20 protein-coding genes are annotated in these 12,120 nt (G+C 64.0%); 6 read left to right on the top strand and 14 right to left on the bottom strand.

Translation table 11 applies throughout. The features are described 5' to 3' along the window. Positions 1 to 12: 12 nt before the first annotated feature. The 13 genes from QO014_RS11920 to QO014_RS11860 form a co-directional block, all read right to left on the bottom strand. Positions 13 to 1,731 carry a hypothetical protein gene (locus QO014_RS11920; RefSeq protein WP_266348933.1) on the bottom strand — a complete coding sequence of 573 codons (1,719 nt, stop codon included), beginning with the start codon at positions 1,729 to 1,731 and terminating at the stop codon, positions 13 to 15. Beyond that, entirely contained in the window at positions 1,728 to 2,201 is a 474-nt protein-coding gene (locus QO014_RS11915) for a hypothetical protein (RefSeq protein ID WP_266348932.1), read from the bottom strand. The genes QO014_RS11920 and QO014_RS11915 overlap by 4 nt, the downstream gene beginning before the upstream one ends. Further along, on the bottom strand, positions 2,198 to 2,344 hold the full coding sequence (locus QO014_RS11910; protein ID WP_266348931.1) for a hypothetical protein: 147 nt from the start codon (positions 2,342 to 2,344) through the stop codon (positions 2,198 to 2,200). The genes QO014_RS11915 and QO014_RS11910 overlap by 4 nt, the downstream gene beginning before the upstream one ends. Further along, positions 2,341 to 2,766, bottom strand: coding sequence for a hypothetical protein (locus QO014_RS11905; RefSeq protein WP_266348930.1), 426 nt, complete (start codon positions 2,764 to 2,766; stop codon positions 2,341 to 2,343). The genes QO014_RS11910 and QO014_RS11905 overlap by 4 nt, the downstream gene beginning before the upstream one ends. After that, positions 2,759 to 3,034: a hypothetical protein gene (locus QO014_RS11900; RefSeq protein ID WP_266348929.1), complete on the bottom strand. Its 276-nt coding sequence runs from the start codon at positions 3,032 to 3,034 to the stop codon at positions 2,759 to 2,761. The genes QO014_RS11905 and QO014_RS11900 overlap by 8 nt, the downstream gene beginning before the upstream one ends. Positions 3,035 to 3,036: 2 nt before the next feature. Beyond that, complete coding sequence (locus QO014_RS11895; RefSeq protein WP_266348928.1) at positions 3,037 to 4,266, bottom strand: hypothetical protein; 1,230 nt, start codon at positions 4,264 to 4,266, stop codon at positions 3,037 to 3,039. A 43-nt stretch (positions 4,267 to 4,309) separates the two neighbouring features. Next, complete coding sequence (locus QO014_RS11890) at positions 4,310 to 5,041, bottom strand: hypothetical protein (RefSeq protein WP_266348927.1); 732 nt, start codon at positions 5,039 to 5,041, stop codon at positions 4,310 to 4,312. Then, entirely contained in the window at positions 5,041 to 6,027 is a 987-nt protein-coding gene (locus tag QO014_RS11885) for a YqaJ viral recombinase family nuclease (protein ID WP_266348926.1), read from the bottom strand. Before QO014_RS11885 ends, QO014_RS11890 begins: the two co-directional genes overlap by 1 nt. Continuing rightward, the gene (locus QO014_RS11880; RefSeq protein ID WP_266348925.1) at positions 6,024 to 6,251 is read right to left on the bottom strand and encodes a hypothetical protein; all 228 of its coding nucleotides are present in this window, start codon (positions 6,249 to 6,251) and stop codon (positions 6,024 to 6,026) included. The genes QO014_RS11885 and QO014_RS11880 overlap by 4 nt, the downstream gene beginning before the upstream one ends. 2 nt (positions 6,252 to 6,253) lie before the next feature. Further along, entirely contained in the window at positions 6,254 to 6,838 is a 585-nt protein-coding gene (locus QO014_RS11875) for a hypothetical protein (protein ID WP_266348924.1), read from the bottom strand. 511 nt (positions 6,839 to 7,349) lie between these two features. Next, on the bottom strand, positions 7,350 to 7,745 hold the full coding sequence (locus tag QO014_RS11870) for a ProQ/FINO family protein (protein WP_266348923.1): 396 nt from the start codon (positions 7,743 to 7,745) through the stop codon (positions 7,350 to 7,352). Next, positions 7,742 to 8,140 (bottom strand): hypothetical protein, encoded by a 399-nt coding sequence (locus QO014_RS11865; protein WP_266348922.1) that lies wholly within the window; start codon positions 8,138 to 8,140, stop codon positions 7,742 to 7,744. Before QO014_RS11865 ends, QO014_RS11870 begins: the two co-directional genes overlap by 4 nt. 2 nt (positions 8,141 to 8,142) lie before the next feature. Then, positions 8,143 to 8,385: a hypothetical protein gene (locus QO014_RS11860; RefSeq protein ID WP_266348921.1), complete on the bottom strand. Its 243-nt coding sequence runs from the start codon at positions 8,383 to 8,385 to the stop codon at positions 8,143 to 8,145. A 46-nt stretch (positions 8,386 to 8,431) separates the two neighbouring features. Here QO014_RS11860 and QO014_RS11855 point away from each other — a divergent pair, with 46 nt between their 5' ends. From QO014_RS11855 to QO014_RS11840, 4 genes are all read left to right on the top strand, one after another. Then, positions 8,432 to 8,920, top strand: coding sequence for a hypothetical protein (locus tag QO014_RS11855; protein WP_266348920.1), 489 nt, complete (start codon positions 8,432 to 8,434; stop codon positions 8,918 to 8,920). Positions 8,921 to 9,022: 102 nt separating this feature from the next. Next, positions 9,023 to 10,075 carry a ParB/RepB/Spo0J family partition protein gene (locus QO014_RS11850; protein WP_266348919.1) on the top strand — a complete coding sequence of 351 codons (1,053 nt, stop codon included), beginning with the start codon at positions 9,023 to 9,025 and terminating at the stop codon, positions 10,073 to 10,075. Continuing rightward, a complete protein-coding gene (locus tag QO014_RS11845) occupies positions 10,065 to 10,577 on the top strand; it encodes a hypothetical protein (protein ID WP_266348918.1) in 513 nt (170 codons plus the stop codon). The genes QO014_RS11850 and QO014_RS11845 overlap by 11 nt, the downstream gene beginning before the upstream one ends. Then, positions 10,574 to 10,903 carry a hypothetical protein gene (locus QO014_RS11840; RefSeq protein ID WP_266348917.1) on the top strand — a complete coding sequence of 110 codons (330 nt, stop codon included), beginning with the start codon at positions 10,574 to 10,576 and terminating at the stop codon, positions 10,901 to 10,903. Before QO014_RS11845 ends, QO014_RS11840 begins: the two co-directional genes overlap by 4 nt. A 206-nt stretch (positions 10,904 to 11,109) precedes the next feature. Here QO014_RS11840 and QO014_RS11835 read toward each other — a convergent pair whose 3' ends face one another. Then, positions 11,110 to 11,535 (bottom strand): XRE family transcriptional regulator, encoded by a 426-nt coding sequence (locus QO014_RS11835; RefSeq protein WP_266348916.1) that lies wholly within the window; start codon positions 11,533 to 11,535, stop codon positions 11,110 to 11,112. A gap of 15 nt (positions 11,536 to 11,550) precedes the next feature. Between QO014_RS11835 and QO014_RS11830 the strand changes: the two genes are divergently transcribed. After that, positions 11,551 to 11,766, top strand: coding sequence for a YdaS family helix-turn-helix protein (locus tag QO014_RS11830; protein WP_266348915.1), 216 nt, complete (start codon positions 11,551 to 11,553; stop codon positions 11,764 to 11,766). Next, the gene (locus tag QO014_RS11825; protein ID WP_266348914.1) at positions 11,763 to 12,119 is read left to right on the top strand and encodes a hypothetical protein; all 357 of its coding nucleotides are present in this window, start codon (positions 11,763 to 11,765) and stop codon (positions 12,117 to 12,119) included. Before QO014_RS11830 ends, QO014_RS11825 begins: the two co-directional genes overlap by 4 nt. Position 12,120 lies beyond the last annotated feature (1 nt).

Here is a 12,120-nt window from a genome sequence, read left to right as displayed (position 1 = left end):
CGCGCGCGCGGATCATGAGCGGCCTCCGAAGATTGCCGGGTGCAGCCGCACTGTGGTGCCGTTGATCTCGACTAGGCCGTTGTCGCGAAGCTCTTTCCATGCGGCGTTCCAATGTCCGCCGCGCGGCTGCATGCCGAGCTGTTCGGCGATCCATTCGCGCGAGCCTTGACGCGTTCCAAGGCCGTCGCTCGTCTCGCCGAACAGAAACCGCAGGATCTTCGGCGCCGCCCCTGACAACACGCCTGCCCAGATGTCGACGACCTCAGCCGCTGTCGCAGGAGGCCGTGCGCCGGGCGTCGGCGCGGCGTGTTCGATCAGGCCGCCGACGTCGCGGATCATCCCGCCGTCGATAAGTGCCTTCCGGCCGGCGTTGTAGTGGCCGCCGCGCGCCTTCAGGCCAGCTAGCGTCGCGACTTGGGTCCAGGTGCGCCGCACCGGCGGGCTGGTGTCGAGCACGGCAAGCATCTTGCGCGCCGCGCTGTTGAGGGTTCCCTCCGCGCTCGCCTCTGCGGAGGGATGGGGCCGGCGGTCGGGTTGTTGACGGTCGTTCCCCGCGGGGCCTGCGTCCTTGCGATGCCGCGTCAGGGCGGCGGCAGTCACCGCAACCTGATCCGACAGACCGGCATCGGGGACGGGCGAGCCCGCTGGTATCTCATCGATTCGCAGCGCGTCGAGCGCCGAGCGCATGCGTGTCAGCTGCAGCGCCTGGCCGCGCCGGTAGCCCAGCGCCTCGCCCTCAGCGAGCCCGCGCTGATAGCCCCGCTCCTCGGCGTCCTTCACCTGCTGCGCCATGCCGGCTGCGGTCTCGCCAACGGCCTTCAAGGCGTCGCGAGCGCCATGTGAAGTTTTCTCGCCATCCGGGATGGTCGAAAATCTTAACATGGCCCTCCGGATGGCCTCGATATCGACGGCGGCCGCCGCGCGCGCCTCGACGACCGCCTCGCCGTGCTCCGGCGTGCGACTGGTATCGAGCGTCGTGATCGATGGAAAGGTGACGCGATCGAGCACGTCGAGCTGCGGCGACCATATCCAGCCTTCACCGCGCGCGAGTTTCGGCAGGCTCCGGAGCACGTCTCTTGCTGCATCCTCGTCGGCGTTACCTTTGACCCAATCCTGAAGCGCCTTGCGATCCTGGGGACTGGTCAGTTGCATCGCGACGAGCGACTTGTTCATCGACATGACGCTCTTGTCGAGCACAGCCGGCCGCTGCGTGATTGTCAGCAGACGAAAGCCTCTCACTCGGCCACGGCGCGCGATCTTGTCCATCGCGCCCTTCATTCGCGCCTGCTCAGGCATCGGGTTTTGCGGCGCAAAGGCGTCAGCCTCATCGACCACGAGATGCAGAGCGATCCTGTTTCGCGAGTAAAGTGCTTCGAAGAACGGCGTCATAAATTTGGCCGTCTCGCCGCCGGTCATTTCGGCGGTGCAGATGATCGACGCTCGAACGCTACCGCCAGCGATCAGCCTGCCGAGGTCGCCGCCATCAACGCCTTCAATCGGTATGTCGGCATGTTCTCCACCGAAGACGACGACGGGGAAGGCCGGCTGGTCGCCGCCGGAGGTGGTGCGCAGCCCGTACCAGACATCGAGCGGGTCGATGATGCAGATGCGATGATCCTGCCACAGCAGTTGCTCAACGATGCCTTTGGCAACATAGGTTTTCCCGGCTCCGGTGGTGCCGATGATCGAAAGAGCCTCGTCCAGAGCTGCGGCGGGAATGGGGCTGGTCATGGCGTCGCCTCGAGGATGTGAAAGCGCTTCTTGCTAATGCCGGCGAAGCGCCATCCGGCGAGATAGAAGCAGTGGCCCCAGGTCGGACGGCCGGTACGAATGGTCGGCTTCACCAGCATCGGGTCTACAAAGGTGAACAGCCTTTCGCCGGGCCACCGGTCCCACACGATCGCCATGGCGCTGCGGAGCAGGTCGCTCGCCAGTTCGCCTTGCTCGCGGCGATAGACCGTGCATTCCACGCCTGTCTGTCCATCGTCACGGATGGCCTTGCGCCAAGCGCACACGGAAGCCGCATCAGCTCGGATTAAGACCAGCTTGAAGCCCGGGCCGACAATCAGCTTCGTCCGTCGCGCGCGTCGGCGCAGAAGATTGCGTTGCGCGCTGTAGTGGCGCTCGAACATCGCGCGGGCGCTGGCGTCCCCGTCGCGCACTTCGATCCAGCCTTCGCCGATCAGGAAGGGCTGCGTCATTCTGCGGCCTCCCGGAACAGCGGCCCTGCAAGACCGGCTAGCCAGTCGTAATCCTCGTAGATCGTGCCGTGCCGAAGGCGGTCGATGACCTCGGTCAAGGTCGTCTCGCCAATGGCGCGGGCGATGGAGGCGTGCGCGTTCATGGCTTGGGCTCCGATAGGGCGGCGCGGGCACGGCGCTGATCGCCAACCGTGAATTTGGCCGCGCTGCCGTAGTAGCGCGCATCCCAGTGGCCCATTTCGACAAAGACGGGCCGGTGATCATCAGGAACGCCGTCGCCCCACTCTGCGGCCTCCGCCGCGAACGGCTTCAGCGCCTCCCGCAACCGTACGATCTCCGCCTCGGCTTCGGCCAACTCCTTGCCCAAGTCCAAGATGCGGTCGAAATTATCGGTTGCCGTCGTGTCCCGCTCATTCTCCGCCGCCGCGAGCTTGGCTTCGGCCTCTTGGCGGGCGGTGCGCTCGGCTTTCCACCCACTGATCATGTCCGCCACGGTCGGCGGGTGGCCAATTCGCTCTTCCTCCACTTCGAGCATGGCGACGTAATCGCCCAGCAGGTCACTCATGCTGGCCTCCCTCGGCTTGGGAGAGGGCGGCGCGGACGGCAAGCATGGCGTCGGCCTGCGCATATGCCCATCTCGCCTTTAGCGCAGTGACCTCCGTGCGATCGGCCCAATCAAACGGCCCATAATCTGCAGGAGGTATCCACACGCCGATACCGGCCAGCGCCTGCCCAGCAAACCAATCGCGCAGGCTCATGCCGTGATGGTCGACCGTATGCTCAGTTGCGGCCAACGGAAACGCGGAGCCGCCATCATCGATCTGTTCGGCCATGATCAGCGATCTCCCGGAAAGTCGAAGCTCGCTTCCGCAGCCGCATCTTCGGCCTCGACCACTTCGTCGACGGCCGCATCGGCGATTTCATCGAAGCCGGCGAACCATGCGGCGACGATCTCGCGACCGGCGGCCATGATGTCGTCGGGAACCTCGCTGCGCTCCTTGCCGGACTGCGCATCGGCGCGGCCGCGATCCATGGCGGCGGCTGCGGTCACGCTCTCTTTCGGCTGTGTCTTGGCGGGGGCGGCCGAGGCGCGGCGCTGGGGGGCTTTCGCGCCGGCCTCGGCCTTCTCCGGCACTGCCTGGGAGGCGGCTGCGGCGGATTGCTGTTCGTCTTCGATGACCACGCCATCGGCGTCGTGGGCGGTCGGCTTTTTATCGACCTTGCCGGCATTGGCGAGCTTGTCGAGACCTTCGGCGAGGTTCTTCGGCTTCTCGCCGGGAGCCGGCTGCTTCGGGAACATCTCCTCGGCCGTGGCCTCGCCGCTCTTCAGCGCCGAGTGCATGCCCATCAACGTGGTCATGTGTTCCAGCGTCAGATCGTCGATGCCGCCGATCCCGAGCGCGGCGAACACCTGCTCCGGCGTCGCGCCGAACGCTGCGAATGCCTTCATCGCGCGGTCGCGCCGCTCGGCAAGCGTCTTCACGTCCCCGGCGATCACCTGCTCGACAGCGGCATAAGCCTTGCGCCAGACCGCCTTGGGGACGGCGCCGAGGATCGCATTGCGCTTGGCGATCGAGCACGCGGCGTTGCCTGTGACGACGATCATGTCGTCGTTGAGCAGCTTGCCGTGCTTGTCCGATATCCGGCGCCGCACGCGGGCCGTCGTCGCCGCGTTGGTCTCCAGGTCATGGAAGACGCCTTCGGCCTCGACATACTTCTCGATCCGGTCGACGTGAACCACGCGGGCGCCGACGCGGCAATTGCCCCACTGGCTCGCGATGATCTCGGCAAGACGGACGCTCGGACCCTTGATCGGCTTCCCGCCGCGCGGCAGCGCATAGATGCACTCCTCCGCACTGTCATCGTCGATCGTCGCGAGGCTCATGATGTTCTGCACCGCGCGGGTGACGCTGCGAGGATAGGCATGCGCCGTGGTGATCTGCTGATCGACTTCGGCACGGGCGAGGCTCACCGCCAGGCTCTGGTTACCGGCCGCATAGCCAGCCGGCAGGCCGGACGCGACGTCGCCGACTTCGTTGATGGTTTCGATCGCCTGTCCGGCCATGTCGTTGTGCTCCTGAGAGTGAAGGGGGAAGCCTGCCGGCGCCTCAGCGACGCTTGGCCTTGAAATCCTGGAAGAACTCGACACCGGCGATCGCGCGCGAGCCCTTGTGGATGCGCATGTGCTGGCGCAGCGCCTTCTCGACCGCCTCGGCGGGGATAAAGGGCCGCAGCGCATTCAGATCCACCGCGTCCGGATCGACGATGCGAAACGCCCATTCGGCCTTGGCGCCGTCGAGGGTCACCGGGGCAACTTCGAGGCGCTCGGCGCGCTCCGCTGCGGCTTCGGCCTTGTCTTCGGCCTTGGCGGCGGCGACCGGGCGGGCCGCTGCCGCCTGACGCTCGGCGATCTCACGCTGGCGCTGCTCTTCCTCGCGCAGCTTACGGAGTGCTTCCTCGCGCCGGCGGCGCTCTTCGGCGGCCAACTCGCGGGCGCGGTCATCCTCGACGCCGACGAAGAACTTGCGCATCTTCTCGGACCGCTCCAGCAACGGCCGGAAAAAGTCGTCGACCGTGCGACCGGCCTGAAGGTGAGGATCCTTCTCGTCCGTCCGGATCGTGTCGACCTGCTTGAAGAAGGCCGCCGCATCCTTGCGAATCTTGGCGACCGCCTCGCCGGTTGCCTCGTCGATGATCTTGCGCGGCGCTTCGTTGGCGCGGGCCGCAAGACGCTCGACCTCGGCAAAGAGCTCGGCATGATCGAGCGCCAACCGATCGGCGAGCGGGGGATTGTTCGCGCCAGCATGTTCGCGCGGGTTCGAGGCAAGCACTGCGGACATCAGAATTCTCCCTGGTATGCGGCGACCGAATGGATCGGCGCGGCCTTGATGCGGATGGATCGGTAGGAGGAGGGCGCCACCGCATAGGCGTCGCGGTGAACGGTCTTGGCGGTGATGACGCGGCCGTCGGCGAGGCGCGCGGCGGCGGCCGTACCGAGCTTGGAAATGAATTCGGCCTTGATCTCTTTCAGGCGGCGATCGGCGGCGCTCTTCTCGCCGACAAGACGTTCATGCTCGTCGACCAGCACAGGCAGCGCGTTGTCGCCGGAAAGATCGATCGTCTGGCCATCGTCCTGGCCGAACATTGCGGCGAGCGCCTCGCCGTCGCGGGCGAAGTCGGGATCGGGCGCGGTGCCTGCCTCGACCATGCGCCAGAACCGGGCGGCGGCGTCATAGACGCGCTGAACCACCCCGGTATGGATCGGGACATCGACGACGTAGAGATCCAGATCGAAGCCGACTAAGGCTCCGACAGCGGCCCATGATGCGCCGCTGAAATAGCCGTCAAGGATGGCCTGGACGCTCACCCAAAGGGGCGGGATGACGTCTCTCGTGTCCGGGTCAAGCCACTGATCGCGGAAGATGTGCGGATAGACCGTCTTGATCTGCAGGACCCCGGTGCCGGGGCGCTGCGGGTCAACCACGAACGCGTCTGGCGTCGATGATAGCCGGGCCATCCGATCGACGAACATCTTCCCGCCTGGCATCGGATTGCTGATAACGTTCCATAGCGGGTTCGCGCGGCGGACGCGGTTAAGGGCGACCTCTTCAAGATCTCGTCCGCGCTCCATCGCCGGATTGTCGCTCTGGTCATCCGCAATCGTGCCGCTCTTGAGGCCGTAAAGCTGGAACGGCGTGTAGTAGGAGTGGACGCCGAGCAGACCACCTGCAGCGCTGGCACCGATATTCGGCCGGCGCGCGGCAAGCCACGCATCGCGGCTCTTCGGCTTGACGATCTCGACGGAGGCGGGAACGCGGAACCTCATGACCGCCTCCCGCCGAGATCTTCCACGACATCGGCCGCAACCGGGCCGATGCGACGGAACGGATAGACGGGATCGGCCTCGTCTTCGTCCTCGATGATCTCGCTGGTCGGCTCGTCTTCGGCGCGCGCGGCGGTGAAATCGCCATGGATGCGGAGCACGATGGCGAGGGCGAGGGCGCAGAGCGAACCGAAGATGACCAGGGTTATGAGGGTATCGCCAGTCATGGTCACGCCCGTTTCCGCTTGTCGTCGGAGCGCTTGCTGCCACGATCGGAGATATTGGCTTGGAAGAAGCGCGCCTTGATGTTCTGGAGGTCGGCCTCAGTCAGGTGCTTGTCGACGACCTGCGATCCCTTGATCGACTTGCCGACAGCCTCAAAGAAGCCGCCAGCCTTGATGCACTCGGCGCCAGTACAGTCGCGAAGCGCCTTGCCGTTGGGCAGCACAAGATCGAGCAAAATGACGCTGCGGATGTTGGCCCGCACCTCGGCGATGACGGCGGCTGTGCGGGCGGCCGTCTCCTCCCTGTTCCTCCGTACCAGAGCAATGGCAACAGGCTCGCCGCGCGGACGGCTCAGGCGCTCAACCTTGTCCTGCGACACGCCCGTGCGTCCGAATGCGACACTGTCAGGCACTTCGGTATGGACGGTGTGGACGGCCGCCATGCGCTCGAAATAGTCGACGGCAAGAAGATCGAGATAGGCCGGGTCGGCCTTCATCTTGGCCACGAAAGCGTCCTGCGCTTCCTTGCGAGATCCGGCCGCGATCTCCATCATCGTGGCGCGGAACACATCAAAAAGCGGCTTCGTCATAGCAGTGCCTCCATGCCTTTAGTTTCAAGTTCTCGGACGAGCGTGAGTGCGGCGCGAGCCAGCGCGCGTCGGTCATTTTCGCGAGCGCGGTGCTGCTGATATCGGGCGGGGTCGGCTTCGCGGTAGATCGCGATCTTTTGGCGATCGCGGCGCTTTTGCGCATGATATTGGCAGTCGTCAGAGCAGTATTTGGCAGTCGCGATGCGGCTGGGCGAAATGATCTCGCCGCACTCTTTGCAAGGTCGACGAACTGCTACTTTGCGCGCCTCACGGACGCTCCGTTCACGGGCGTTCGTCGTTGCTCTCATGCATGCATGAGAGCAAAACTTCGCAGCGCAGCCACGATCGACCACGGGGCGCCCGCAGCCCTTGCAGGACAAGGTCAGATGCGTCGCAGACCGTGGCAAAGCTCGCCTTGCATAGCGAGCCCGGGTTCGGCACTCAGGGCCGCAGGTCGTGCACTGCATATCACGATGCTCGATCCCAACCCCGCAGATGACGCACGACCGCATCACGCCACCCTCGCCATTTCATCCGGCCGGAGCGCGCTGTCTCGCCTGAAGCCGCACGCCTCCCATTTCGCCAGCATCGCCGCGGCATAGGCGCGGTGTTCGGCGCTGATCTCGCCAGCAGGCTGGCCATCCAGGTCGACCCGGTGCGTTCCGGTCACGACGGCAAGGAAATAGGTCGGGCCGAGCGTGTAGTCCTTCAGGAAGAGCGCGATATGGCCGCGCATCATCTCCGGCATGGCAGCCGCGATATCGTCGGCAATGCCGATCTTCAGCGGCAGCTTCGGCGCCCCGTGCGGAACGATGGCGGCTGGAAAGCGCTCGATCAGGATGGCGCGTGTCTTGTTGGCGTAGCGGCGCAGATGTCGCGCCGGCTTCCAGAGCGGCTTGGTCTTCATGCCGAAATTCTCCAGGAAATGTCGGGGGCGAAGTTCTCGACCTCGTCGATCGGCACGACCTCGATCCGCGTGAACCGGCGCTGATAGCGAAGCGCAATGCGGGCCTGACGAAGGTCGACTAGACGGTCTGGGCTGTAGGCGAAATGTCCGGCGCGGCCGAGCTGCCGCTCGCAATCGATCCGCGCTTCGCAGCGCTGCAGACGGTCTGCGATCGAGACGGGAACCGGGCCGTAGAGATCGGGATAGAGCGCGCGCTCGATCCGCTTCGGCTGCGCCAGCAGGCGGCGGGCGCCTGCCTTGAACACCTGGCACCACGATTGGTGGGCGCGGGAGGCCAGCGCTCTTTCGAGATCGACCTGCGGTAGGCTGAGAAGGTTGCGGGGGAGAGCGGTCATGATCAGACCACCTTCTGCGCAGCTTCGGCCTCCGCCATGCGGCGCATGTCGGCCAGAGCCTCATCATTGGTCTCGTAGAACCGCGTCGGGCTTACAGGCAGGTCAGGGTTGCTGGCCCGATAGATCAGTTGGGCGGCAAGGGCCGTGCCGTGGAACCGCTCCAGCGCATATCCGGCTTCGCCGGCCAGATGCACGACCCATCCTGCCCGGCAGTGCGTCGTGTTGCAGGTATGCCAACTACCCATATCGAGCGCATTGGGTTGCGAGACGGCCTCCAGAACGCGAGCATGGATGTTTTCGATCGCCGGGATGACAGGCGGCGCAAAATCGCTGGACTTGCCTTTCTTGCCCGAGCAGACCGAGCAGCCCGAGCAGTCCGAGCAGCGCGAGCAGTACGAGCAGTCCGAGCAGTCCGAGCAGTCCGAGCAGTCCGAGCAGTCCGAGCAGCGCGAGCAGTACGAGCAGTCCGAGCAGTCCGAGCAGTCCGAGCAGTCCGAGCAGCGCGAGCAGTACGAGCAGTCCGAGCAGTCCGAGCAGCGCGAGCAGTCCGAGCAGTCCGAGCAGCGCGAGCAGTACGAGCAGTCCGAGCAGTCCGAGCAGCCCGAGCAGTACGAGCAGTTGGTGCAATCGCGACAGTTCTTCAGGCTATCGAGTGCGGCCTGCGCTGCCTCACGGCTGCCAAACCATGAGATCGAACAGCGGTTGCCATTCGCGTCGGTAAGCCAATCAGTTTCGGGGGAGTTGGTCATTCGAGGCTCCATCGCGCCGGTGGGCGGCTGATGGAAAATATGTTGCATGAAACACAACTATCCGTCAAGTCGAAAGTTGCATGAAAAACAACGCAGTGCTACTTGAGTGACGAAACCAACGCCGGAGATAGCCATGGGCATGATGGTGAAGATCGCGGAAATCGCCGTCGGCGAGCGCCACCGCAAGGATATGGGGGACCTGAAAGCGCTGGCTGAAAACATTCGGGAACAGGGTCTCTTGCAGCCGATCGGCATCACGGAGGACAAGGTTCTCGTCTTCGGCGAGCGCCGCATGCGCGCTTGTGAGGCCTATCTGAAATGGAATGAGATCGACTGCCGGATCGTCAATGTCACCAGCATCCTCGAAGGCGAATATGCCGAAAACGAGATGCGGCGGGCGTTCACGCCGAGCGAGCGGATAGCGATTGCCGAGGCGGTTGAGCGCAAGCTTGGTGAGCGCCGCGGGCGACCTAGGCCAGCAATTTCAAAACTGCAAGGGAAAGAAAATGTGCCCAATCGGGCACAATTTCCAACCGGCACCAAGTCTCGAGATATCGCTGCAAAGGCCGCGGGCTTTTCATCGCACCAGCAAATGGAGCGTACCGCCAAGGTCGTGCAATTCGGCGCCCCCAAAGTCGTCGAGAAGATGGATGCCGGTGAGATCTCGATCTCAAAGGCTGCCGAACTGGTCAACCTCCCGGCCAGAGAACAGGTCGCGGCGGTCACCGGCCCCACCGAAGCCGATGCTGCAGAGAAGCGTGAAGAGGCCACGCGCCAGCTCATTGCCGACACCGAGCACTCCGTCGCCGTTTACGGAAGCAGCGCCTACACCGACTATGTCCTGAAACATGGAAGGCGGCCGGATAGGGAGACGGCCGCCACCATCGGCGCGCTGCTCGGCGGCCAGGTGCGCGCCGACGACGGATCGATGCAGCCTCCTAAGAGCGCAAGTCAGAAAGCTGCGGAGAGAGATGAACGGGACGGGCGGAAGGAACGGAGCCTCATCGCCGGGGAGTGCAGCCGCGCGACCTATGCCATCGCTAATCTTGGAGCGAACAAGCTCTCGCCTGCGGAAGTCGCCCGAAATATCGATCGGTGGCAGGCTCCAACCATCCTGGCTAACCTCGAAAATGCTGTAGATTGGCTGAATCGCTTTGCAAAGGAGTGGCGCGTCCATGTCAAATAGCTCGACACTGAGCAGTCTTCGCAATGCTCTCGAAAAGATCATGATGGAAATAGGGGCAAAGGTCGACGGAGAAGTCTCCAATGCCGATGCAATCGCTGGGCTGAAAGCCCGTAATGCAGACGACATCAAGGCGCTCGCTCCGCAGTTGATCAATATCGCACTGATCAAGCTCGCGAACGAGGTTGGCGGCCGCAAACGGCGCGCGACGATGACGACAAGCGGCCCCGATCTATTCGGCGCCTATCCGGGCGTGCCCAAGATGATCTCTATTGCCAGAGGCAAAAAGCGGAACACGCTCAAGTCGTCGTTCCGGGAGGCTGATCTTTGGCTCATCGCACACGAGGCCAAGGTGATACCGGACGGGACAGTGAAAAACGAAGGTTTCCGGAAGTTCCTCGACGATCATCGCCCCTACATGAAGAACATCGACGACACGCTGGAAGATGCGGTAGCCGCGAAGCTCGCAGAAGAGAGCGGGAACCGAAAGGAGACCGGATCTTGATGAACAACGCTGAGCGCCACAACGCCGTCGTTGGATGGGTCATGGACCAGCTTCAGGCTGGGCAGGAAATCGATATTGGCGAGATGTCCAGCCGTTTCCCGGACATCACGAGCGACCAGATCGACGCGATCATGATCGACGTGCGTGATCGGCTCGCCGAATGGATTGCGATCGAACGGGACGAGGTGAAGAAACTCGAGCGGATCAAGACGCTGATGGCCGGAGAACATGAGGATGCTACCGTCGGCGAGGTCGCGGCCCGTAAGGCCAGGCTTGGCGACTCCCTCGCGATCGAGCTTCTTCGGCAATTCGAGGCTGAGCGGTAGACATGGCCCCGCGTCCCAAGTCTCCCCGCGAGCGCGCTGCCCGCGCGCTATGCCTCCGCGCCGGCAATCCGGAAGACACTCGCTTCGAGGGTCGCCCGATGTGGATGAGCTACCTCGACGAGGTTGATGCCGTTCTCGAAGCTGCGCTGACGGCGGAGGAATGGGCGCAGATCAAGGCTTTAGGGCCGGAGTGAGAATCTGAGCCCTCACGATGCGCGGCGGATCGGGAATGCGGTCTCGATCACACGGATCATGCGCTCCCGCTCTTCATCAGAGCGATCCCTGAACAATCGCGCGAGCCAGTCATCATCGGGGTGCCGAAAAAGAGCGGCTGGCTCTGGCGGGTCTCCGGCCTGTAGAAACTCGGCAAGCGGCTGCAGGTACTTCTCGCTCGGAATGACGCCATCAAACCAACGAGACACGAGCCCTTTGTCTGCTCCCGTGCCGCGCACGATATCGGCCTGTTTCTTACCGCGTCGCTCCGCCCACTCGACAATGTAATGGGTGCGAGGCGGCGTTTTGTCGGTGTGAATGCGAGTTGTTGTTGCCATGCGCAACTCTATGCGCGGTGCGGCGTAGCCGTCGTCATCGTCAAATGCAAACCTGCCCGTTGACGACGAGTTGTGTTTCATGCAACATCTGTCGTCATGACCGACATCAATCTCGCCTCTCTTCTCGCCCCGCGCGGGCTTCGGTTGATCGACGTGGCTCGAGCCGTATCGGTCAACAAGGCCACTGTGACCCGATGGGCACAAAAGCACGTGCCGGCTGAACGCGTCCTTGAAGTGGAGCGGATCACCGGGATCTCCCGCCACGACCTTCGCCCGGACCTCTACCCGCGCGAGGAGCGCGCCGCATCATGACCCTCGGCCCCGTTACCCTTCTCCTGTCGCTGCCCAATGGCGGTGCGCTCTACCAGGAGATGCTCCGTATCCGGCAATCGAACATGGTCGGCGAGACACCCATCAATAGCGGTGCCGCGCTGCGGCGCATCGGACCGATGATCCGCGCCGAGTGGGCATCGCTTGGTGGACCGCATGACGAAAACGGCCGGCCCATCCGCAACACGATCCACCGGAAGCATTACGCGGAAGTCTTCCGCTACGCACGACGCCACGGCATTCGCATTCGCGGCAATGCGCTGATGGCGTTCGGTCTGGCTGGCGCGAACGCCGGGCAGCGCGCCTTGATGTTCCTTGCGGATCTGCGGCGATGAT

This window comes from Kaistia dalseonensis (assembly GCF_030814715.1).
Taxonomy (GTDB): domain Bacteria; phylum Pseudomonadota; class Alphaproteobacteria; order Rhizobiales; family Kaistiaceae; genus Kaistia; species Kaistia dalseonensis.
The sequence above is the reverse complement of the archived record's forward strand: the minus strand, read 5'-3'. Positions and strand labels throughout refer to the sequence as shown.

What these genes read in the sequence shown, in the direction of transcription:
- QO014_RS11915 (WP_266348932.1), bottom strand. Translation starts at nt 2,201, where the DNA reads ATGACGCAGCCCTTCCTGATCGGCGAAGGCTGGATCGAAGTGCGCGAC.
- QO014_RS11855 (WP_266348920.1), top strand. Translation starts at nt 8,432, where the DNA reads ATGTTTTCGATCGCCGGGATGACAGGCGGCGCAAAATCGCTGGACTTG.
- QO014_RS11890 (WP_266348927.1), bottom strand. Translation starts at nt 5,041, where the DNA reads ATGTCCGCAGTGCTTGCCTCGAACCCGCGCGAACATGCTGGCGCGAAC.
- QO014_RS11920 (WP_266348933.1), bottom strand. Translation starts at nt 1,731, where the DNA reads ATGACCAGCCCCATTCCCGCCGCAGCTCTGGACGAGGCTCTTTCGATC.
- QO014_RS11900 (WP_266348929.1), bottom strand. Translation starts at nt 3,034, where the DNA reads ATGGCCGAACAGATCGATGATGGCGGCTCCGCGTTTCCGTTGGCCGCA.
- QO014_RS11895 (WP_266348928.1), bottom strand. Translation starts at nt 4,266, where the DNA reads ATGGCCGGACAGGCGATCGAAACCATCAACGAAGTCGGCGACGTCGCG.
- QO014_RS11830 (WP_266348915.1), top strand. Translation starts at nt 11,551, where the DNA reads ATGACCGACATCAATCTCGCCTCTCTTCTCGCCCCGCGCGGGCTTCGG.
- QO014_RS11825 (WP_266348914.1), top strand. Translation starts at nt 11,763, where the DNA reads ATGACCCTCGGCCCCGTTACCCTTCTCCTGTCGCTGCCCAATGGCGGT.
- QO014_RS11875 (WP_266348924.1), bottom strand. Translation starts at nt 6,838, where the DNA reads ATGACGAAGCCGCTTTTTGATGTGTTCCGCGCCACGATGATGGAGATC.
- QO014_RS11870 (WP_266348923.1), bottom strand. Translation starts at nt 7,745, where the DNA reads ATGAAGACCAAGCCGCTCTGGAAGCCGGCGCGACATCTGCGCCGCTAC.
- QO014_RS11885 (WP_266348926.1), bottom strand. Translation starts at nt 6,027, where the DNA reads ATGAGGTTCCGCGTTCCCGCCTCCGTCGAGATCGTCAAGCCGAAGAGC.
- QO014_RS11865 (WP_266348922.1), bottom strand. Translation starts at nt 8,140, where the DNA reads ATGACCGCTCTCCCCCGCAACCTTCTCAGCCTACCGCAGGTCGATCTC.
- QO014_RS11860 (WP_266348921.1), bottom strand. Translation starts at nt 8,385, where the DNA reads ATGGGTAGTTGGCATACCTGCAACACGACGCACTGCCGGGCAGGATGG.
- QO014_RS11850 (WP_266348919.1), top strand. Translation starts at nt 9,023, where the DNA reads ATGGGCATGATGGTGAAGATCGCGGAAATCGCCGTCGGCGAGCGCCAC.
- QO014_RS11835 (WP_266348916.1), bottom strand. Translation starts at nt 11,535, where the DNA reads ATGAAACACAACTCGTCGTCAACGGGCAGGTTTGCATTTGACGATGAC.
- QO014_RS11905 (WP_266348930.1), bottom strand. Translation starts at nt 2,766, where the DNA reads ATGAGTGACCTGCTGGGCGATTACGTCGCCATGCTCGAAGTGGAGGAA.
- QO014_RS11880 (WP_266348925.1), bottom strand. Translation starts at nt 6,251, where the DNA reads ATGACTGGCGATACCCTCATAACCCTGGTCATCTTCGGTTCGCTCTGC.
- QO014_RS11845 (WP_266348918.1), top strand. Translation starts at nt 10,065, where the DNA reads ATGTCAAATAGCTCGACACTGAGCAGTCTTCGCAATGCTCTCGAAAAG.
- QO014_RS11910 (WP_266348931.1), bottom strand. Translation starts at nt 2,344, where the DNA reads ATGAACGCGCACGCCTCCATCGCCCGCGCCATTGGCGAGACGACCTTG.